The organism is Novosphingobium barchaimii LL02 (assembly GCF_001046635.1).
Classification (GTDB): Bacteria; Pseudomonadota; Alphaproteobacteria; order Sphingomonadales; family Sphingomonadaceae; genus Novosphingobium; species Novosphingobium barchaimii.
The window spans coordinates 423,564-445,626 of record NZ_KQ130453.1 but is presented as its reverse complement, the minus strand read 5'-3'; the positions used below and the strand labels follow the sequence as shown (position 1 = coordinate 445,626).

Here is a 22,063-nt window from a genome sequence, read left to right as displayed (position 1 = left end):
TCAAGGGCCTTGCGTTCAGCCCCTCATTTCCAGCATAAGCACCCAAACGGTGCGTAGTTCCTAATGCACTTGGTGGAGAACGATTTCCCGATGGCAGTCGGAATCAAGGATGTCGCGAAAGTAGCGCAGGTTTCCCCGGCCACGGTTTCGCGGGTTCTGGCGGGCCGCGCGGTCGACCCGGCGATGCGGGAACGGGTCATGGCAGCGGTCAAATCCACCGGCTACCGCCCCAATCTGGCGGCGCGGCGGCTGCGTTCGCGCCACACCAACACCATCGGCCTGATCGTCGCCGATATCCGCAACCCCTTCTTCACCGCCGTATCGCGCGCGATCGAGGACATCGCCTATTCGCGCGGCCTGCGCGTCATCCTGTGCAACACCGACGAAGACCCCGAGCGCGAGGCGATGTACCTGCAACTGATGCAGGAGGAGCGCGTCACCGGCGTGGTGCTGGCGCCGTCGCGCGCGGGTTCCGAAAGCGCCGGACGGTTCAGCACCGACTTCCCCATGGTCCTGATCGACCGCGCCGTGCCCGGCGCCTCGCGCGACTGCGTGGTGCTCGATAACGAGGCAATGGCGGCGGGGCTGGTCACTCACCTTCACGAGCAAGGCCATGTCCGCATCGCCGGGCTGTTTGGCGCGCTGAGTGCAACCGGCGTGCAACGCCGTATCGGCTTCGAGCATGCCGCTGCGGCGCTGGGCGTCGACAGCCAGGCGCTGTCAGTCCCCCACGGCGTGGGCGAGGCGGAAAAGGCAGTCGCCGCCGTGATGTCCGGGCCTTGCCCGCCGACTGCCCTGCTCGCCAGCAACGGTGTGATGCTGATGGCCGTCCTGCGCGCGCTCCATGCCCTGGGGCTGTCGGTGCCGGACGACGTCGCCCTTGCTGGCTTTGACAAGGAGGACTGGATGGAGTTCGTCGGCGGCGGCCTCACCGTGATCGAGCAGCCGGTGGAAGAGATCGGCCGCGCCGCGATGTCCATGCTGTTCGAACGTATCGACCATCCCGATGCCGCCGCCCGCCGCGTGGTGCTGGCCGGACGGCTCGTCGCCCGGGCGTCCAGTTCGCCGCCCCATATGGCCCGCACGAAAATTCAGGAGACAAACCCATGAAACCTCCGATCGGCCGTGACACGAAACTGTGCATGTCGCTCTCGGCGCGGCCCGGAAATGCCGGCTCGATGCTGCACAACCGGCTCTATGAACTGCTGGGGCTGGACTATGTCTACAAGTCATTCAGCACCGCCGACCTGCCTGCGGCGATCGGAGGCATCCGGGCGCTGGGCATTCGCGGCTGCGCGGTTTCGATGCCCTTCAAGGAAGCGGTGATCCCGCTGATCGACGCCATGGAACCTTCCGCCAGCGCGATCGACAGCGTCAACACCATCGTCAACGATGATGGGCACCTGACCGGGTACAATACCGACTTCGTGGCCGTTCGGGACCTCCTCGTGCAGCGCAGGATCGACCCGGCCCTGCCCTTCGCCGTGCGCGGCAGCGGCGGCATGGCCAAGGCGGTCGTCGCGGCGCTGCGGGATTGCGGCTTTGGCGAAGGTGTGGTTGTCGCCCGCAACCGGGAGGCCGGGCAGTCGCTTGCCGAGCAGTACGGCTATGCGTGGCAAGCCGAAGTTCCCGCGCGGGGCGCGCCGCTGCTCGTCAATGTCACCCCTCTCGGCATGGCCGGCGCGGACGAGGCCGCGATGAGCTTCGACGACGCTCAAATTGCCGGCTGCGAGATCGCTTTCGACGTGGTCGCCCAGCCCGCCATGACTCCGTTCATCCTCGCTGCGGACAAGGCCGGCAAGAAGATCATTTCCGGCGCGGAAGTCATCGTGCTTCAGGCGGTGGAGCAGTTCGTGCTCTACACCGGCATCCGCCCGGACCCGGAGATGATCCGCGATGCGGCGCTTGCGGCGCACGGACCGCAGGTTGCAGAGCGGCTGATCCTGTAAAATCGGCCGTTAAATTGACCATGTAATCGGTTGTATAGGCCAAAGGCGCGCGGGGGGGCTTCCGAATCCGTCCCCGAACCGCTTATGTCGTTCGCGTCCGCGGCGAAACGTCGCATCCCCAACGAGAGTATGCCAAGGATGAAGCCCCTTACCCTGACCCGGTTCATGATCGAAGAACAGCGTCGCTCCGGCGTCCTGCGGCCCGAACTTCGGCTGCTGATCGAGACGGTCGCACGCGCCTGCAAGACCATCAGCCACTCCATTGGCAAGGGCGCGCTGGGTGAAGTGCTGGGTAGCCTTGGCAGCGAAAACGTGCAGGGCGAGGTCCAGAAGAAGCTGGACGTGATCGCCAACGAACTGCTCCTCGAAGCGAACGAGTGGGGCGGCCACCTCGCGGCCATGGCGTCCGAGGAAATGGAGACGATCCATCGCATCCCCAACCGTTATCCCAAGGGCGAATACCTGCTGCTGTTCGATCCCATCGACGGGTCCAGCAACATCGACGTCGGGCTTTCGGTGGGCACGATCTTCTCGGTCCTGCGCGCACCTGCCAGCGCCTCGGGCCGCGAGATCACCGAGGAGGATTTCATGCAGCCGGGCGCAACGCAGGTCGCATCCGGCTATGCGATCTACGGCCCGCAGACGCTACTGGTGCTGACGCTGGGCACGGGCGTCTACGAATTCACCCTCGACCGTGAAGTCGGCGCCTGGAAGATGACGGACGGACCGTTGAAGATCCCGGCGGGCAACTGCGAATTCGCCATCAACATGGCCCGTCACAAGCAATGGTCGCCCGCGATCACGCGCTATATCGACGAGCGTATGGAGGGTGAAACCGGCCCCTGCGCCAAGGACTACAACATGCGCTGGACCGGCTCGATGGTGGCCGATGTGCACCGCATCCTGAAGCGCGGCGGGGTGTTCCTGTACCCGGCGGACCACCGCACTCCCGGAAAGGCACGCCTGCGCCTGATGTACGAGGCCAACCCGATGGCCCTGCTGATCGAGCAGGCTGGCGGCGCCGCCAACAACGGGCTGGACCGTATCCTCGACATCCTTCCCACCGGGCTGCACGAACGGGTTGGCGTGGTCCTGGGCGACAAGGCCGAGGTCGAGACTGTCGCGGCCTATGGCCACGAAGCCATGGATACCGTCGGAAACTGATGCACAGGCATCCCGGAGCCTCGCGATGAAGCGGGCGCCGGGATGCCCCGCGTGTGGAGTTCACTGATCAGATGCGCGACATATTGCGGATGGATAGGCCGGCCAAATCCTACCCTCTCAGTCCGCTAGGCGGTCTATGGATGCCTGGGGCTGCGTGAACCACTGCGCGCCGGTTGGCGTCACGAACATGTGATCTTCCAGCCGCACGCCGAACCGCTGCGGCACGACGATCATCGGTTCGTTCGAAAAGCACATACCCGGCTCCAGCAGAGTACGGTCACCGCGCACCAGATAGGCCGGTTCGTGGATCGATAGGCCGATGCCGTGCCCGGTGCGGTGCGGCAGGCCGGGGAGCGCATAGTCCGGCCCAAGCCCGGCCTTGACCAGCACCGCACGCGCTGCAGCATCCACGCTTTCACAGGTTTCGCCGGGGCGTACGGCGTCGAAGGCAGCCTGCTGGGCTTCCTTCTCGATATCCCAGATGTCGCGGATATCCTGCGAAACTTCGCCGAACCCGTACGTGCGGGTGATGTCGGAGTGATAACCCTGGATCGTGCAGCCGGTGTCGATCAGCACGAGTTGGCCCTCCTCCAGCGCGCGGTCGCCAGGCAGGCCATGGGGGTAGGCGGTCGCCTCGCCGAACTGGACAATGCAGAAGCTCGACCCGCTGGCGCCCAGCTTGCGGTGCGCGGCGTCGATGAAATGCACCACCTCGCTCTGGCGGATACCGGGCGCGAGGATGCGCGCGGCGGCGTGGTGAATGGACAGCGTCATGTCCTTCGCCTGCTGCATCAGCGCGAGTTCGGCCGCCGACTTGACCATGCGGCACTGCTTCACCACCGGCATCGCATCGACCAGCGCGGCACCGCCCTGACGGATACGCTCGGCAAAGTGGAAGGGCAGTTCGGGGTCGATGGCCAGCGTCTTTGCGCCCACTTGCGCAAGAACGTCGATCACCAGAGCGGCCGGGTCTTCGTCTTCCTGCCACGAACGGATGTCCACCGGGATCGCAAGGTCCGCTTCCAGCGTGCCGATCTCGAAGTGCGGGCAGATCATGATCGGCTCGCGTCCCGGCACCAGCAGCATCGCCACAAGGCGCTCGCTCTGGCCCCAGGGCAGGCCTGAGAAGTAGCGCAGCGAGGCGCCCGCGTTGACCAGCAGCGCGTCGGCACCGAGCGCGTCTGTCAGTTCCTGCGCGCGGGCAATGCGTGCCTTGCGCTCGGCAACGGTAATCGCGGGAGCGCGTTTTGCCCAGGGCTGGAGGCGATCCAGTTCGATCTGCGCGGTCGATCCGCCAATCATCATGTCTATCCTTATGCGAAGCGCTGGAGGTCGAAAGGTGCGAGCGGCAGTTGCGTTTGGCCGCCCCCGACCATCGACCTGACCAACTGGGCGGTAATCGGTGCGAGCGTAAGCCCGAGGTGCTGATGCCCGAAGGCATAGTAGAGATTGCTCGCCCGCGTCGAGCGTCCGATCGCGGGAAGATAGTCCGGCAACGTCGGCCGGCACCCCATCCACCGGCGGAACGGCCCGGAAATCGGCAAACCAAGCTGCGCGACATGGTGTTCGAGGCGTTCCCATTTGCGCGGATCGGCCGGCGCATCGAGCCGGCTGAATTCCACGAAGCTGGCCGCCTGCACGGTCGGCCCATAGCGGGTCACGATCATCGAACGCTCTTCGAACACCACCGGCGGCAGATCCTCCGGCCAGCCTGAGGCTTCGGCGCGGACGTGGTAGCCGCGCTCGGCGATCATCGGCACCTTATGGCCTAACGCTTCCATTAGAGCCCGCGAGTGTACCCCCGCACACACGATCACCCGCTCCGCGTCCAGCCCCGCGATTTCGGCGCGTCCATGGTTCAGGCCAAGCGCAGCGGATGCCTCGTGGATCGTGCCGCCGCGCCCGATGAAAGCTGCGCGCAGGGCAGCACGCAGGGCGCCGAGATCGGCGATCTGCCCGCTGCCTGAAAAGCGGATCGCTCCGGCTACACGTCGATTGCCGAGGGCAGCAAGCATGTCGCGCTCATCCGGCGTCGCGCTGCGGACTTGTGCCGTGCCGGTACGAGCCATTTCCCAGGAAGCGCGTCCGGCACTGGCGGCATCATCGCCGTGCCACACCACGAAATGCCCATCCTGCCGCAGCAATTCCGGCGCGCCGATGCGCGTCGCCATGGATTCCCACGCCGGCATTGACCGATCCAGCAGCGGTCCCAGCGCCGCGCAGCCGCTACGAAAGCGCTCGGGACGGGCCGCCGCCAGCAGGCGCAGTCCAAACGGTAACCATGCAGGCAGCGACAGAGGCGGCAGGCCCACTGCGCCGCCGCGCATGAACAGACGCCTGGGCATTGTGCGCACCGTGTTCATCGAGGCCAGCGGCTCTACCTGCTCGACCGCGATGTGCCCGGCGTTGCCCCAGGATGGGGCCTGCGCGGCGGCATCGTTGTCGATGATCGCCACGCGCTCTCCCGCCTCCAGCAATTCGATGCCGGTACACAGGCCGACCACCCCGCCGCCGACGATCCCGATTAGTCCCACAAAAACTCCGTTGCAATGAACGAGATATCGTATACGGTATATACACCGATCATCGCTGATACAAGGCTCCGCATCCTCAATGACCCCAGGCTTCACCCGCCTTCAGAAAAGTTGCCCTTATCGGGACACTATTCGCGTGGCGATGAGTTCGTGGGCTCTGAAAACGAGGCGCGGATTGCAGGGGCATTCAGGATCATCTACCGTATACGTTAGTGAGGCCGGGTTTCACACGGTTGCTTTCGATATGGAGATATATTGGTGACGATCGTCGTCCGCACGCTTGCAGAACGGATTTTTGACGTGATCCGCGAAAGGATCGTCGAAGGTAAACTTCCCGTAATGGAGCCGGTCCGCCAGGACGCGCTTGCAGCGGAGTTAGGCGTCAGCAAGATTCCCCTGCGCGAGGCGCTGACCCGCCTCGAGCATGAGGGCCTGCTGACCAGTCAGGCCAATCGCGGCTGGTTCGTCCGCCCGATGTCGAGCGATCAGGCCGAGGAAATCTACCTCCTTCGCCTGGCCATCGAACCGGCGGCCGTCGCCTATGCCTGCCGCCACGCCGACGAGGCCGACAAGGAGGCCGCCGTGGCCGCCTTCGAACGGCTCGATGAGGCGGCGCGCGGCGATCTTGCCAATGTCGGCCTACGCAACCGGGAATTCCACGTTGCGCTGGTGCGGCCCGGTAAGCGCCTGCTGACCACCCAGCACGTCGAACGGCTCGAGGTTCTCGCCGAACGCTACGTGATCGCGCATCTCGAACCTGCGGGGCGCGGCGACCGCGCGCATTCCGAACACCGTGACCTGCTCGACGCCTGGCTCGCCGGAGAGGCGGACAAGGTGAAGGGTCTGCTCACCCAGCACATCGCCAGCACGCTCGACGACCTGCGCGCTCATTTCGCCGCCAGCCAGACCGGCTGATCCACATTTTCAGGGGGAACCATGCTCGGACCGCGTAAATCCATAGACTCGTTGCTGAAACGCGAATCCGGGCACTCCCTTGCCAAGACCCTGAGCTGGCCGCACCTGATCGCCTTGGGCGTGGGCGCCATCGTCGGCACCGGCATTTATACGCTGACCGGCGTGGGCGCCGATCGTGCAGGCCCCGCCGTGATCCTGGCCTTTGCGATCGCCGGCGCTGTCTGCGCCTGCGCCGCCCTCGCCTATGCCGAAATGGCCACGATGATCCCGGCGGCAGGCAGCGCCTATACCTTCAGCTATGCCGCCATGGGCGAGACAATCGCCTGGATCGTGGGCTGGAGCCTGATCCTCGAATATTCGCTGGCCTGCTCCACCGTGGCGGTCGGCTGGTCGGGTTATCTGGTCGGGTGGATACAGTCGGCGGGGGTCCACCTGCCTCATGCGCTGCTGGTTGGCCCGCACGGCGGCGGCATCGTCAACCTGCCCGCCGTGGGCGTTGCCCTAGCAGTGATGGGCATGTTGATCGCCGGTACGCGCGAAAGCGCCACCCTGAACATCGTGCTGGTCATCATCAAGCTCGTCGCGCTTTCGGTGTTCGTGGCCATGGCGATGCCGGCATTCCAGTCCGGCAACCTCGAACCTTTCATGCCCTACGGCTTCGTCAGCACCGAGGTTGGCGGTGAGCAGCGCGGCGTCATGGCCGCCGCCGCCATCGTGTTCTTCGCGTTCTACGGCTTCGACGCCGTGGCGACTTCGGCCGAGGAAGCCAAGAATCCGGGCCGTGACCTGACCATCGGCATCGTCGGCTCCATGGTCGTCTGCACAGTGATCTACATGGCGGTTGCCTTTGCCGCGATCGGCGCCCTGCCCTTCCAGCAGCTTGCCAATTCGCCTGAGCCGCTGGCTCTCGTGCTGCGCCAGCTTGGGCAGCCGGTTGCCGCGCATCTGATCGCCCTTGCCGCCGTGCTGGCCCTGCCCTCCGTCATCCTGGTGATGATGTACGGCCAGAGCCGCGTGTTCTTCGTCATGGCGCGCGATGGCCTGCTGCCGCGCAGCCTTGCCAAGATCAGCCCCCGCACCGGTGCGCCCACCCGCATCACGCTGATGACGGGCATCTCGATCGCCATAGTCGCCGGTATCTTCCGTCTCGACGAGATCGCCGAACTGGCCAATGCCGGTACGCTGATCGCCTTTATCTCGGTCGGGGCGTGCCTGATGATCCTGCGCCGCCGTATGCCCGAACTGCCGCGCCTGTTCCGTTGCCCCAAACCGTACCTGGTGGGCACCCTGACGATCCTTGGCTGCGCCTACCTGCTGTTCAGCCTGCCCGCCTCCACGCTGGTGCGCTTCGGGGCATGGAACGTCATCGGCCTGCTGGTCTACTACCTCTACGGCCGGAGCCGCAGCGATGCCGGGCGCGAAGCAGCGAACGCCGCCGCCTGACCGGGCGCTCTTTTCCCACCTGAACCTGCCTCGTCAAAGATCGAAGGAGATCGCGATGCCCCGCGCCCTTTTCACCGCTGCCGTACTTTTGGGAACCAGCCTGTCGCTGGCTGCTCCTGCTCTGGCCAAAACCGCCTACGATGGCGTCTGGCTCTTCGATGAAGCCCCGCCCACGCCCGGCGTGACGATGATGCAGGTCACCTCGAAAGGCGGCAAGATAGAGGGCACCGTGACCACGCAGTGGTACGGACCCGTCGAAATGCTGAACCCGCGTGTCGAGGACGGCGCGTTGAAATTCGACACCCGCAACATCAACGACCGCGAGCACCCCACCCGCCCCTGGAGCGTCGCCATCGAAGGTGGCAAGGCCCACCTCAAGGGCCGCATCTGGGAATCCGAAGTCGATGCATCCGGCTATCGCGGCAACACGAAGGACGCCCGAGCCCGCGCCTTCAAGTTTTCGCCTCCGCTGCCAGCGCTTGGTGCGCCGATCCCGAGCAAGCTGGCGGCCACCCCGCCGATGGGCTGGAGCAGCTGGAACAAGTTCGCCGAGCATATCGACGACAAGACCGTGCGCGCCATGGCCGATGCGATGGTTTCCACGGGCCTGCGCGATGCCGGCTACCTTTACGTCAACATTGACGATGGCTGGCAGGGCAAGCGCGGCGCAGACGGCGTGCTGCAACCCAACGAGAAGTTCCCGGACATGAAGGCGCTGACCGACTATGTCCATTCCAGGGGACTGAAGATCGGCATCTATTCCTCGCAGGGGCCGCGCACCTGCGCAGGGTATGAGGGCAGCTATGGCCATGTAATGCAGGACGCCCAGACGTATGCGGACTGGGGCTTCGACTACCTCAAGTACGATTTGTGTTCGGGTGAATGGTTCTACGACGAAGCCGCCACGGTAAAGCGCAGCTACTACGAAATGGGCGCCGCGCTTCAGGCGACGGGGCGCGATTTCATCTTCTCGCTGTGTGAATATGGGCGCTTCGACGTGGGATCTTGGGGCCGCGACGTCGGCGGTCAGCTCTGGCGCACCACCGGCGACATCACCGACGATTATCCGACAATGGCGAAAATCGGCTTTGACAAAAACGGCAAACCCGAGTGGGCCGGTCCGCACGGCTTCAATGACCCCGACATGCTCGAAATCGGCAACGGCGGCATGAGCGCGGACGAATACCGCACGCACATGACGCTATGGGCGATGTCCGCCGCGCCGCTGATGATGGGCCATGACCTGCGGGAATCCACGCCCGAGACGCTCGCCATGCTCACCAACCCACGCGTGATCGCTGTCGATCAGGACGCAAAGGGAGTGCAGGCCAAGGCGCTGCGTAAACACGGCACGATGGAAGTCTGGGCCAAACCCCTGGCCGATGGCCGGGTCGCGCTCGCGTTGTTCAACCGGGGCGATGCGGCGAGTTCGCTGGCGCTTGTGCCGGGCGATGCCGGGCTGACGGCGGTAACGCAGGTCCAGGACGTGTGGAGCGGCACCAAGTCCGCCAAACTGCCTGCCAGCTACACCGTCCCGGCGCGCGGCGCGGTGATGGTCGTCGTGGGAGACTGAGGGTTAGCGGGGGAGCAGCGAGAAATCGCGCTCCGCCCCACAACCCCACAACCCGCTCAGCCTGAGCTTGTCGAAGGCCCCGAAATGGGGCGCCCAGTCTCGGGGGCCTTCGACAAGCTCAGGCTGAGCGGGGTTCTAGGTATTTGGCGAGCGTTGAAACACCAACTAGCGACGCTAACGCCTCCTCAAGCCAGTACTGCCCGGCGAAATCACGTGACCTGGAAGCCTTCCCAGAAGGTATCGGCCTTGTCGATCCAGATGGTATTGAAACCGGTAGCGATCGCCGATCCCTCGATCGAGGGGATGATCGCCGGCTGGTCGCCCAGCATGACCGACTTCTCGACCCGGCCTATGAAGCGGCTGCAGATGTAGCTTTCGTGCACGAAGCTGTCGCCGACGGACAACCGTCCAGACGCCGCCAGATGCGCCAGACGCGCCGAGGTGCCGGTGCCGCAAGGGCTGCGGTCGATCGCCTTGTCGCCGTAGAACACGGCATTGCGGCCATCGGCGCCCTCATGCCGGGGCTTATCCGCCCAAAGCACATGGCTGACGCCCCGGATCGTGGGGTCCAGCGGATGAACCGGCTCGAACTTCGCCCGAACCGCCTCGCGGACACGCCCGCTCAGGTCGATTATCCGCGCTGCGCCGAGATCGTCGAGGCCGGTGTAGGCGCCCTGCGGCTCGACGATGGCATAGTAGTTGCCGCCATAGGACACGTCGATCGAAAGCGGTCCGATACCCTCCACGTCCACCTCGATGCCGCGTGCGGCGACATAGGCGGGGACGTTGGTGATGCGCACCGAAGTGACCTTTGGCCCTTCGGTTTCATAGGCGATCTCGATCACGCCCGCCGGCACTTCCACGCGCAGGCGGCCCGGCGTGGCGGGCTGGATCAGCCCGTGCTCCAGACCGAAAGTGACGATGCCGATGGTGCCGTGGCCGCACATGGGCAGGCAGCCGCTGGTCTCGATGAACAGAATGCCGATGTCGTTCGCGGCATCGGTCGGCGGATAGAGGAAGCCGCCCGACATCATGTCATGGCCGCGCGGTTCGAAGCACAGGCCAGTGCGGATCCAGTCGAAACGCTCCAGGAAATCCTGGCGCCGCTCGGACATGGACGCGCCCTTCAACAGCGGAACCCCGCCCGCAATCAAGCGGACGGGGTTACCGGCTGTGTGACCGTCGATGCAGAAGAATGTGTGCCGCATCGATGCTCCTTCAGGCTGCCTTTGCGACGGACAGGTCCGGGCGGGTAGCGGCGGCCTTCTCGACCATCGCGATCACTTCGGCGCGGCGCTCGCCTTGCAGAACATAGCGCGGAGGCAGGACGCGCTCCGAACCGCGGCCCATCACTTCTTCGGCCAGCTTGATGGACTGGACAAGGTCGTGCTCGGCATCGAGGTGCAGCAGCGGCATGAACCAGCGGTAGATTTCCATGGCCTTGGCATGATCGCCGCGCGCGAACGCCGCAACCAGCTCCACCGATTCCTTGGGGAAAGCGTTGGTAAGGCCGGAAACCCAGCCCTGCGCGCCCAGGTACAGGCCTTCGAGGGCCACGTCGTCGAGACCGGCGAACAAGACATAGCGATCGCCGAAGGCGTTGCGGAAATCAGTGAAGCGGCGCGTATCGGGAGCCGATTCCTTGACCGCGACGATGTTCGGCACATCGATCAGCTGGGTCAGCACTTCCTGGTCGATCACGGTGCGATACGCCGGGGGGTTGTTGTAAAGCATGATCGGCAGGCCGGTCTGTTCCGCCACGCCCTTGAAGTGGGCGACGAGTTCATGCGCCTTGGGCACGTAGACCATCGGCGGCAGCAGCATCAGGCCATCCGCGCCGGCCTTCTCAGCGGCCTGCGCATAGCGCACCGCGCGGCGGGTGTCGTATTCCGAAACGCCGGTGATGACGGGTACGCGGCCATCCACCACTTCGACGATGGCGGAGAGAACCTGGACCTTCTCGTCGTATTCCAGCGAGTTGTTTTCCCCCACCGTGCCGAGCGCGATCACGCCGGTCACACCGTCACGGATCAGATCGTCGACGACGCGCTGGGTGTCCGCGATATCGATCGACAGGTCCGCGCGGAGCTGCGTGGTGACTGCCGGGAAAACACCCTTCCAACCGATTGCCATGAATTTCGTCCTGTTATACGTTAACTTGAGATATCGTATACGATATTATTTAGCCGAAGGCAATGGTCTTTTTCGCAGCTGCACACTGTGTCACTTTAGCCAATCGGCCGGCAGGGCATCGTCGACATCGCCTGCAAACGGCAGAAGACGGTCGATCGCGCAGGCAGGTCCCGGGACCTGGCTTACCGTCATCACGGCGCGCACCTTGTCGCCTTCGCACACGCGGTCGCCGTCCGATTCCAGACTGACGATCGCCAGCGGGTTGAGCTTGCGGCAAGCTTCGCCCTTGAAGGCCGCGATGTACGACTGCCGTACATCAGGCTGTCCGCGAAAATACAGCAAGCCATCGTCCCGCACCGTGGGCCCGGCCAAGGCAGAGCGCAGGACACACAGCTTAGCCGGATGCGGGGGATTGGAAGCCGAAGTCGCAGCCCCCAGAAGCAGCGCTGTGAAGATGCCGCCGAACGCAAGCGCCTGCTTGGAAAGTCTGGCGGGAAAACGGGATGGTCCGATCATGACAGAAGCTCCGATCCTTGGAACGCGCGTTGAAACGAAAACAGCCGCGCCATCGAAATGGCGCGGCTGTCGGGGTCATGCTGGCAAAGGCGCCGATCCGATCAGAAACGGAAGCGGACACTGCCCTGAAGCGTGCGTGCCAGGGTGCGCACACCCAGCGGCAGCAGGTTCTGACTGGCGTGATAGCGGAACACATCGTTGCCCAGAATGTTCGAAGCCTCAAGCGAGAGCGTCATGAACGGCACCGGGGTGTAGTTCACCGCCGCATCCAGCTTGGACGTGCTGCCGTTATAGGGCGAGTACTCCGGGTTCTCCTGCCAGATGCTCAAGCGATAGGAAGAACGGTAGTTATAAGCCACGCGCGCGCTGAACTTCGGCGTATCGTAGAATAGCGTGGCATTGGCCGTCCACTTCGACGTATTCGGGGAATCGAATGCGCCGGGGAAATCTTCGGGGTATGGATATTCGATGCGGGCCTTGAAGATGTGGCTGGCGTTCATGCTGGCACCGAAGTTCTTCAGGATGCCCGGCAGGAAGTCGAAGAACGACTGCACCGTTCCTTCGAGACCGATGAAGGTGCCGTCACCTGCGTTACGCAACTGTTCGACATAGCCGGTGCTCAAACCATAGTCCGCAAGGTTGATGCCGTAGGCCGCCATCTCGGTCGCGGTCACCTGTTCACGGCTGTAGTAGAGGAAGCCTGTAGCCTTCTTGTAATAGCCGGCAAGCGATACCTGCCCGCCGCGGCCGAAGTAGTATTCCGCGCTGACGTCGAACGCCTGCTCGCGCTGGGCCTTGAGTGCCGGGTTTCCGGCAAAGACAACGGCTGAAGTCGATCCGACATCCACGGTATAGAACGGGCGGGAATCGTAGAAACCGGGCCGCGAGACGTTGGTGGAATAGGACAGGCGCAGCTGGGCCTTGGGAGTGAAGTGAACGACGGCCGAAACGGTCGGAAGCAGGTCGTAATAGTTGCCCGCGCCGGGCGATTGCTCGACGATCTGCTGGTTGCCGTTCGCGGGCGTGCCCGGCCGGAAGTTGAAGCTGTTCGAAGTACCCCAGGTGTTGGTGTAGCGTACACCGGCGAGTCCATCGACCGGGATCGAGCCGATTTCGAAGCCGTAGTTGAACTGGGCATACGCCGCAAAGTTCTTCTCGTTCGAGCTGAACGTCTGACCGCGATCGCTCGACGGATACACGCCGGCGAAATTGTTCGCGTTGGCAGGATCAGTCTGCTGGATCAGTGCACGGATCGCGTCGATATTGCTGAGGACCGATGCGCCGGGGATCCGATACCACTGCGTTGTTGCGCCGCCGATGTCAGGCCCGACCATCGATGCATCATCGAACCCGGGGAACATGCTGAGCGGAGCAAACGCGCCGCCGACGCGCGGGAAGCCATCGCGATAGCCGTAGTAACGGCTGGTCCGGCGCTGGTTGAAGCGACCGCCCACCTGCAGGTTACGCAGGAAGCCGGTGTCGCTGACCTGCAAGGTCAGGTCAGCCTGGGCGGCGAGCTCCTTGTTCTTCGAACCGCCGCGATTGTCCTGGAACCGCTCGACCCCGTAGGAGGACAGGTTGTTCAGGTCGACCCCGTTGAAGGTGATCGAAGGCGCGCCCTTGCTGTAGAGATCGGATGCGAAATCGACGCTGGCCGACCTTATCGTACCAGGCTTCAGGATGCTCTCCACGAAGTAATTACCTTCGTTCGACCAGTTGTACTGCGCGCCGGCATTGATCTGGACCCGATCGGAATGCCAGTGTGCCTCGAGGTTGGTGGTGTAAAGGTTCGAGTGGATCGAATTGAACAGGCTGTCGATGCCCGCATTCAGGCCATTCGGGTTGGTCAGCGTTACCGACTTCACCGTCTTGCCGTCCGGCATGAACACGAGGTCGCTGTAATTCGGCACTACCTGCATGTCCTGCACGTAGAGACGCTCGACCGAACGCTTCTCGCGCGAGCCGAGATAGCTGCCTTCCAGCACGAAATCGAGTTTGTCGCTGGCCCGCCATTGCAGCACGCCGTTGATCGAGGGGCGCTTCACGCTGCCCTGCTCAAGGCCGTACTGGGCACGGTAGGGGATCACCATCTCGCTGCCGCCGGTCGGCGTGACCGAGAACGGAGATTCGCTTTCGATGAAGTTTTCACGATAGTTGGTCTTGGTCATCGATGCGTTGATGAGGAAGCCGATCTCGCCAATCCCGGTTTCGAAACGGTTGGCGACCAAGAGGCTGCCGTAGGGGCTGACCTTCTCAGAGATGTCGTCATAGGACCCGCGCGCACTGCCCGCGATCGTCCACCCCTTTTTCATGTCGAATGGACGGCGCAGTTCGACGTTCACGGCGCCGGCGATGCTGCCTTCCACCTGGTCGGCCGAGCGCGTCTTGTAGACATCGACCTGCTTCAGCAACTCGGCAGGGATGTCCGACAGGTTGAGTGAGCGGCCATCACCTAGGTTGGTGTTGTTGCCGTTAACGGTGGTCTGGACGCCGGACAGGCCGCGGATCGTAACGTCCTGCCCTTGCCCACGCGCGCGGTCGATTTGTACGCCGGTCACGCGGGCCAGCGCTTCGGGCACGTTATTGTCGGGCAATTTGCCGACATCCTCTGCCACGATCGAATCGACGATTTGCTTGGCGTTTTTCTTCTTCGTGACAGCGGCCTCGACGCTGCCCCGCACGCCGGTCACGACGATATCGGCGCGGGACGTGTCCTCAGCGGCAACATCAGCCGTCTGCGCGATGGCAGGCGTACCAATGGCGATTATCATGATGGAAGACAGCGCAGTCGAAAGCTTCAAGGCTTTTAAAGATGTCATCACAAACCCCCTGTTTGAATACCCCGGCGCCTTTAATCTGACACCTTAACTTATATCGTATACTTCTTATGATATCTAAACTGAGTCAAGCCGATTGTGGCGGTTTGGTGAATTTTATGTCCGACAAATGTCTGGATGAAGATATATCGGCAAACACAAAGACTTCGGGGCGCAGGCTCATCACCCGCGCCCCTTTCGGACTTCTAGTTGCAGCGCCGTCCAGGCTTTTATTTACAGGGCGGAGGCGCTGCCTCCGCTGCACGTACGTTGACCGGCGCCGCTGCGGGGGCCAGCGCTTCCCACTCCTGCACCGCAAGCGCGGCGTGCGTCTTGCCGTCTGTCGAGGCGTCCATAACCGCGCGCAGGCAGCGGGTGGTGACCGGGCTGAACGACACGTCCTGATAGGACCCGGTGGCGAGGCCGTAGCCGCTGGCGCCGCGAACCGGTTTCCATCCCTTTTGCCAATATTCCAGATGCCAGGCGGCCGGCGGCGCAACGCCCATGCCGGAACCGGCGGGCTGGTCATTCCAGAACCAGATGCGCGAACCATCGAGCGTGACTGGCTTGTCCCAGCGATACTCGATCCACTGGCGCGTCGGGTTATTGCCCGTCCAGCTGCCCCACATGTCGGGCGGCAGAGGCGCGGACTTGGTGATCCCATCGTTCAGCGACTTGATCCAGAACTGCACCGGCACCGGGTCGTTCGAAGCGCTGGCCCAGGCCGAGCGGGCGACGTTGCGGCTGGGCGCGAGCGGTGGCTGAGGTCGCAGGGTCGGCACTACGGTGCGGATACGCGCGGGGCTGACGCTGTCGTCCCATTCCATTTTGTCCAGCGCGACGCTGCGGCGGAAGTGACCGCCGCCCGCCGCGTCAGCGGTGTGATAGGCCATGTACCACTGGCCCTTGAACTCCACCGCGCCGGGGTGCGACGTGGTGGAAGATACCGGCTTCAGCGCAACGCCGCGATAAGTCCACGGACCCATCGGCGAAGGCGCACTGCCATAGGCGATGCAGGCATGGTAAACCGCCGGGGTGCACTCCGAGCTGGGACCTGCCTTGTTGCCGGCATAGAGCATGTAATAGGTGCCCTTTCGCTTCATGATCCATGGCGCTTCGAAGAAGCCGTCCAGCCCCCCGATCTTCTGCTCCGGGCCTTTAGGGGTAATCATGTCGCGCGCCAGTTCCATGCCGCGCAGCTGCCCGAAGGTGCCCCAGTAGATATAAACCTTGCCGTCATCGTCCATCAGCACGGTAGGGTCGATATTCTGGATAGTATTGGCAACCGGCACGCGCTGCGAGATGATCGGGCCGGCCGGATGGGCATCGCGCCAGGGCCCGGTGGGCCTGTCCGCCACCGCCACGCCGATCGCGAAGCGGTCCTGCGCATCGCTGTTTTTCTCCAGGACCGGGGCATAGAGGTAGTAACGCTTGTCTGGCCCCTGGACGATCTGGCCGGCATAGGCGCGTGCTTCCTCAGCCCAGGCAAAGACCGTCTCCGGCTTGGCGATGGCGGGATAGTGCGTCCATTTGCCCGAGGCGGGATCGGCGGTCTTCAGGAGCTGCCACTCGCCCATGATGAAGTCGTTGACGTCCGGCGGCGCCTGATCGCGGCCCGCAAGAATCCACAGCTGCCCATCCGCCACGAAAGGCGCCGGGTCGGTCGAGTAATAGTCGCCGTCAGCCAGAATCGGGTTGCCCGGTATCGTGAGTTCCCGCGCCTCCTGCGCCTGCACCGGAGCGGCCAGCACAGTGGTCGCGAGAACCGCGGCAAGGATGCGGATCATCGCGTCATTCCTCATTGGGGTAAGGTCCCTTGCCGCCATCCTTGATCAGCTGATCGACGCGGGTATCGAGCACTGGCAGAGGCACTCCGCCGAGTTCGAGTACGGCATCGTGAAAGGCGCGGATATTGAACTTCGGACCTAGTGCCTTCTCTGCCTTGCGGCGCGCGTCGACGAAGGCCAACTGCCCCATATAGTAGGACAATGCCTGACCCGGCCAGGAGATGTAGCGATCGACTTCGGTCTCGATCTCGTGATCGGACAGCGCGGTGTTATCGCGCAGATAGGCTTGCGCCTGCTCGCGCGACCAGCCCATCGCGTGGATGCCGGTGTCGACCACAAGGCGCGAGGCGCGCCAGGCCTGATAGCTCAGCATTCCGAAGCGGTCGTAGGGCGTTTCGTACATGCCCATGTCTTCGCCCAGCGCCTCGCAGTAGAGCGCCCAGCCCTCGCCGTAAGCGGGGAGGTAGCTGTCGCGGCGGAAGGCGGGGAGGTCGGCGTTCTCGGCCGCCAGCGGCATCTGCATGGCGTGGCCCGGCGCGCTTTCGTGCAGGGTCAGCGCGATCTGCGAGTAGAACGGGCGCGAAGGCAGGTCATAGGTATTGACCAGATAGATACCCGGACCGCCACGCCCGCCGGTGTAGAACGGCGCGATATCGTCCGGCACCGGCTTGATCGCGAAGCGGCTGCGCGGCATCCGTCCAAAGAACTGCGAGGCCTTGCCGTCGAAGGTCTTGGCGATCCACGCGGCGCGGTAGAGCAGCTCGTTCGGCGTCTTGGGATAGAACTGCGGATCGGTTCGCAGGAAGTGAAGAAAGGCCTTGAGGTCGCCCTTGAACGCCACCTGCTGCATCACTTCAGCCATCTGCGTGCGGATGCGCGCCATCTCGGAAAGACCGATCTGGTGAATGTCCTCAGGGCTCTTGTCTAGCGTCACGAATTCGCGAATTTTCGAGCGGTAGTAGGCCTGGCCATCAGGCAGAGCATAGGCGGCGAGGGTCTTGCGCGCGCCGGTTTCGTACTCACCGCGCATGAAGGCCAGCAGCTTGACGTGCGCCGGAACGACGCCCTGCGTAATCAGCTTGCCTGCCTCGCTGCGCAGTTTTTCCTGCTCGGCAGCGGGGATGGTAGAGGGCAGCGCCTTGAACGGCTCGTAGAAGGGCGAGGCTTCCGGCGTCTTTGCCTGTGTCACAAGCTCGATGCCCTTGTCGCGCCCGGCCAGCGTGACGTGCGGCGCCGAGAAACCACGGGCGAGACCGGCGCGCATGTTTTCGATCTGCTGATCGTAATAGCGCGGTATCTCGCGCAGCATTTCGAGATAGTCGTCGGCCGCTGCCTTGTCCTTCAGCGGATTGCGCGCCCAGTCGCCTAGATCGCCCCAGAAGCTGGTGTCGGCGTTGAACGGCTTTTCGAAATCACGGTAACGCTGCGATGCCAGGAGCGCATCGACCTGCCCCTTGTAGACGGCGAAGTTGATGCGGTTTTCCAAGGAGAGCCGATCCTGGCGGATCGCACCAAGCTGTTTCTCGACCTTGTCCCAGCACGCGAGGCGGTCAGCCTGCGCTTTCGGACTAAGGTCCGGGAGGACGACCTTGCTGTTCTTCGGGGTGTCCTCGCAAGGGCCGACCTGCTTCTGGCGCCATTCGTATTCGGCGGTATAGATCGCCTCGAATGCCTTGTCGGCGCCAGTTTCCTTAGCTTGCGCCGTAACCTGCTCGGCGGGCGCAGCGGCGGTCACGCCGGGCGCAGCGGCAAGGGTAGCGCCGGCCAGCAGCATCGCGCGGGCAACCGTCTTGTTCACGTCATTTCCCCTTTCGAGAACCTCTATAATATCCTGATGGAGCTTCGCGGGTATCCGCAGCCCCTCTGCCTCGGAGCGGGCGCGGGCGACGAGGCGGCGCGATCCGGGAAGGCGTGCGCCCTGCCCCTCGATCGCCGCGAACATCGCTTCGGCCCGGCTCAGGTGCGCGTCCAGCCCGGTGCCGAGGAACCCGGCAGGGTCGATCGCGACGATCAATTCGCCGCCCAGCGGTGAACCGCCTCGCCCCTCATCCGCTGCAAGCGATTCCGCGCTGGTCATGTCACCAATCAGCGGCCCGGCAACCAGTTCGACCATCGCCGCCAGCGCCGACCCCTTGTGCGCGCCGAACGTGCGCATCGCGCCGTCCAGCACCGCCTTTGCATCGGCGGAAGGATTGCCGTCCGCGTCATAGCCCCAGTCGAGTGGGATCGACCTGCCCGCGCGGCGGTGCAGTTCGATCTCCCCGCGCGCGACCGCGCTGGTGGCGAAATCGAAGACGAAAGGCGAACGGCCTGGGCGCGGCCAGCCGAAGGCGATCGGATTGGTGCCGAACACCGGCACGGTCCCGCCTTCTGGCGCAACCCAGGCATGGCTGGGGGTAAAGGCCAGCACGACCAGCCCCTGCTCCGCCAGCGCCTCGACCTCGGGCCAGAGCGCGGCGAAGTGAACCACGTTGTTCAGCGCCATGGCAGCGATGCCGTAGCGACGCGCCTTTTCGACCAGCAGCGGCATGCCCTGCTGGAACGGCAACTGCGCAAAGCCACCCTTCCCGTCGACGCGCACCAGCGCAGCGGCCGGCTCGCTAACTTCCGGCACTGCATCGGGCACGACGACCCCGCGCTCGACCGAGTTCGCCGCCACCAGCAGCCGGTACAGCCCGTGCGAGGTGCAGCCGTCACGCTCGCCCGAGACCATGGTTTCGGCAACGGCGGCGGCATGGTCGGGCGCCAGCCCCCATGCCTGCAGCACGGTGCGCGCCAGTTCGTCGGCTTCGGCCAACGTCAGGGCAACGTCGCCTGCCACGCTCATTTCGCGGTGAACAGACGGACGCCGAAGACCGGCCCCGCCGAACTTCGATCGGCGGGCACGAAGCGCACCTTCACGCTGCTCTTGCCCTTCGTCAAATCCTCAGGCAGCGGATAATCGACGTCGAAGAACTTGCCTGGCCGATCGTTCTCAAGGCGTTGCGTGGCGACCTTGACGTTATCTATGAGGATATCGAAAACACGCGAACGCTCATCACCCCAGTAGCTGGCCTGGAGCAGCAGCGGACCGGGCTTCACCTTCATCGTGAACTCGAAGAACCCGCCCGAACGCGCGTCGCGGCCGTTACGGCCCCGGTATGAGGTGGGATACGACAGTTCCGAAGTCAGAGCGTGGTCACGCTCGGGCTGCATCTCGCCGAGGTGCATGAAGTCGATCGAACGCGCCGCAAGGTCCTTCTGACGGGCCTGTTCGGCAAGGAAGGCCGCTTCCTCGGTCTTCCACCCGGCCTCGGTGAAGCGCTTGAAGTAGACTGCGCTGCGCCGGTCGTACTGGCTGTAGAACGGCACGAAGGTCAGGTTGCCCGGGCGGATGATGCCGGCCGTCTGGAAGCGCGGGCGATCCGAAACCATCGGCGCAAAGGCGGCAAGCGGGCTGTCGCCGACCATTGCCGGCTCCACGCCCGTCCATTCCGTTTCGGAAGGGCCAAGGTCGGCGGCGAGGACCAGAGGGCCGCGCACCACGGCCACGACGTCCTGAGCACCGGGAGCGGATTCCAGTCGCAGGTCCAGCGGCAGGTGCAGTGCGACAACGTCTCCCCTCTTCCACCTGCGCTCGATGAAGGCATAGCCGTTGGTCGGCGCCGAAGGCACGGGCGCGCCGTTGACGGTGATCGCCGCCTTGCCGCCCGACCATGCCGGAATGCGCAGCGCCAGCGCGAACTTGCCCTGCTTCACCGCATCAAGCGTGAAGCGCACATCGGACTTGAACGGATATTCCGTGTCGATCGTTGCAGCGACGCCCTTGGCCTGCCACTGCACGCTGGAGGGAATATAGAGGTTGACGAAAAGGGTATCGTCGCCCTCCCAGTAGATGGAATCGCCGTGCTTGGCGTGGCTTTCCATGCCCGAACCGACGCAGCACCAGAACGCCTCCTCACCCGGCTGAGAATACCCGCGCGCGGCGCCGCTCATCATCGGCGTCATGTAGGTGAAACCGCCCGTCGCTGGGTTCTGCGCCGACATCACGTGGTTGAGATGGGCCCGCTCATAATAGTCGAACAGCGCACCATCCGGCTGCCAGCCGTAAAGCTGACGGGTCAGCTTGAGCATGTTGTAGGTGTTGCAGTGCTCGCAGGTCGATTCCGTGAGATGCAGCGCCACCGTATCCGGCTCGAAGAAGTATTCGCGGTCGGCATTGCCCCCGATCACGTAGCTGTGGTGCCCGGTCACTCGCTCCCAGAAAAAGCGCGCAGCCTTGCCCGGCGCTTCCTTGCCGGTCAGTTCGTGGATACGGCCAAGGCCGATCAGCTTGGGCACCTGGGTATTGGCGTGGAAGTTGGCGAGTTTGTCCTCCTGCGCTTCGAGCGGAGCCAGAACGCGGCGGTCGAAGATGCGCTCGGCAACCTTCAGCCAGCGCAGGTCGCCGGTGCGGGCATAGAGCTCGGCATAGCTCTCGTTCAGGCCGCCATATTCGCAGCCCAGCAGTTCCTGCATCTGCTTGTCGTCGAGCGCGGCGAAGACCTTCTCGAAGTACCCGCCAAGGCCGATTACCACTTCCAGCGCCTTGGCATTGCCCCAGGCCGCATGAACGTCGAGCAAACCAGCGAAATACTTGTGTACTGTGTAGAGCGGCGACCACGATCCGTTGAGGTCAAACCCGCCGGACTTGATCTCGCCGCGCATGACTTCGGGGAAGATCGCTTCGCCGTCGACGATCGTGCCGTCCTTGGTCTTGCGGCCCAGCGCGCCGATGTAGCCATCGCTGCGCCTGGACTGGCACAGTGCCAGTTCCTCGACGATATAGTCCGCGCGGCGGCGGCATTCCGGATTGCCGGTCTGCTGCCAGCCCAGCACCAACGCCGTCATATAGTGGCCAAGGGTATGCCCGGCGATGGTGTCCGATTCCCAGCCGCCATAGATCGGCGCCTTCGGCTCCAGTCCGGCATACTTGCGGAAATTGTGCAGGAACCGGTCGGGGCTGAGCGACATCAGGTAGTCGATGTTGACTTCCACCGCCGTTGCATAGGCAGAGGGGCGCAGGCGCACGGCGGTCAGCGGCAGAGGCTTCGCCTTGAGCGGCACCTTGGGCGCGACGATCGCGGCAAAACCCTTCAAGGGAACAGAGCAAAGCGCCAGTGCCGCAACACCCGCCATCCATTCGCGCCGACTGGCCTTCATGCCCTCAAAACTCCTATCGAATATCGTATACGTTATTGATAGAAGCCCGGCA

The 22,063-nt window shown here is 64.0% G+C and carries 15 protein-coding genes; 6 read left to right on the top strand and 9 right to left on the bottom strand.

Features of this window, described 5'->3' with window-relative positions:
* The first annotated feature begins 90 nt into the window (after window positions 1-90).
* The 3 genes from V474_RS08745 (at window position 91) to V474_RS08735 (ending at window position 3,113) form a co-directional block, all read left to right on the top strand.
* The gene (locus V474_RS08745) at window positions 91-1,110 is read left to right on the top strand and encodes a LacI family DNA-binding transcriptional regulator (RefSeq protein WP_059151126.1); all 1,020 of its coding nucleotides are present in this window, start codon (window positions 91-93) and stop codon (window positions 1,108-1,110) included.
* Window positions 1,107-1,949: a shikimate 5-dehydrogenase gene (locus V474_RS08740; RefSeq protein WP_082699685.1), complete on the top strand. Its 843-nt coding sequence runs from the start codon at window positions 1,107-1,109 to the stop codon at window positions 1,947-1,949. Before V474_RS08745 ends, V474_RS08740 begins: the two co-directional genes overlap by 4 nt.
* A 138-nt stretch (window positions 1,950-2,087) precedes the next feature.
* Window positions 2,088-3,113, top strand: coding sequence for a class 1 fructose-bisphosphatase (locus V474_RS08735; RefSeq protein ID WP_059151125.1), 1,026 nt, complete (start codon window positions 2,088-2,090; stop codon window positions 3,111-3,113).
* Between the two features lie 117 nt (window positions 3,114-3,230).
* Here the strand turns inward: V474_RS08735 and V474_RS08730 are convergent, their stop codons facing one another.
* Window positions 3,231-4,418: a M24 family metallopeptidase gene (locus V474_RS08730; protein ID WP_059151124.1), complete on the bottom strand. Its 1,188-nt coding sequence runs from the start codon at window positions 4,416-4,418 to the stop codon at window positions 3,231-3,233.
* 8 nt (window positions 4,419-4,426) lie between these two features.
* Window positions 4,427-5,647 (bottom strand): NAD(P)/FAD-dependent oxidoreductase, encoded by a 1,221-nt coding sequence (locus V474_RS08725; protein ID WP_059151123.1) that lies wholly within the window; start codon window positions 5,645-5,647, stop codon window positions 4,427-4,429.
* 258 nt (window positions 5,648-5,905) lie between these two features.
* On the opposite strand from V474_RS08725, the gene V474_RS08720 reads away from it, so the two are divergent.
* Genes V474_RS08720 through V474_RS08710 form a run of 3 tightly spaced genes read left to right on the top strand, consistent with a single transcriptional unit; the run spans window position 5,906 to window position 9,578 of the window.
* A complete protein-coding gene (locus V474_RS08720; protein WP_059151122.1) occupies window positions 5,906-6,562 on the top strand; it encodes a GntR family transcriptional regulator in 657 nt (218 codons plus the stop codon).
* Window positions 6,563-6,583: 21 nt separating this feature from the next.
* On the top strand, window positions 6,584-8,005 hold the full coding sequence (locus tag V474_RS08715) for an amino acid permease (protein WP_059151121.1): 1,422 nt from the start codon (window positions 6,584-6,586) through the stop codon (window positions 8,003-8,005).
* Between the two features lie 55 nt (window positions 8,006-8,060).
* On the top strand, window positions 8,061-9,578 hold the full coding sequence (locus tag V474_RS08710) for a glycoside hydrolase family 27 protein (protein WP_059151473.1): 1,518 nt from the start codon (window positions 8,061-8,063) through the stop codon (window positions 9,576-9,578).
* Window positions 9,579-9,787: 209 nt separating this feature from the next.
* On the opposite strand, the gene V474_RS08705 is transcribed toward V474_RS08710, so the two are convergent.
* From V474_RS08705 to V474_RS08675, 7 genes are all read right to left on the bottom strand, one after another.
* Entirely contained in the window at window positions 9,788-10,786 is a 999-nt protein-coding gene (locus tag V474_RS08705; protein WP_059151120.1) for a 4-hydroxyproline epimerase, read from the bottom strand.
* Between the two features lie 10 nt (window positions 10,787-10,796).
* Window positions 10,797-11,711 (bottom strand): dihydrodipicolinate synthase family protein, encoded by a 915-nt coding sequence (locus V474_RS08700; RefSeq protein ID WP_059151119.1) that lies wholly within the window; start codon window positions 11,709-11,711, stop codon window positions 10,797-10,799.
* Between the two features lie 90 nt (window positions 11,712-11,801).
* Window positions 11,802-12,227, bottom strand: a complete 426-nt coding sequence (locus V474_RS08695) for a hypothetical protein (RefSeq protein ID WP_059151118.1) — start codon at window positions 12,225-12,227, stop codon at window positions 11,802-11,804.
* Window positions 12,228-12,328: 101 nt separating this feature from the next.
* Window positions 12,329-14,998, bottom strand: a complete 2,670-nt coding sequence (locus V474_RS08690; RefSeq protein ID WP_169795044.1) for a TonB-dependent receptor — start codon at window positions 14,996-14,998, stop codon at window positions 12,329-12,331.
* A gap of 275 nt (window positions 14,999-15,273) precedes the next feature.
* Window positions 15,274-16,830: a family 43 glycosylhydrolase gene (locus V474_RS08685; protein WP_082699683.1), complete on the bottom strand. Its 1,557-nt coding sequence runs from the start codon at window positions 16,828-16,830 to the stop codon at window positions 15,274-15,276.
* 4 nt (window positions 16,831-16,834) lie between these two features.
* Window positions 16,835-19,657 (bottom strand): DUF885 family protein, encoded by a 2,823-nt coding sequence (locus tag V474_RS26530; RefSeq protein ID WP_082699682.1) that lies wholly within the window; start codon window positions 19,655-19,657, stop codon window positions 16,835-16,837.
* Window positions 19,654-22,011, bottom strand: coding sequence for a glycoside hydrolase family 127 protein (locus V474_RS08675; RefSeq protein WP_059151115.1), 2,358 nt, complete (start codon window positions 22,009-22,011; stop codon window positions 19,654-19,656). Before V474_RS08675 ends, V474_RS26530 begins: the two co-directional genes overlap by 4 nt.
* Window positions 22,012-22,063 lie beyond the last annotated feature (52 nt).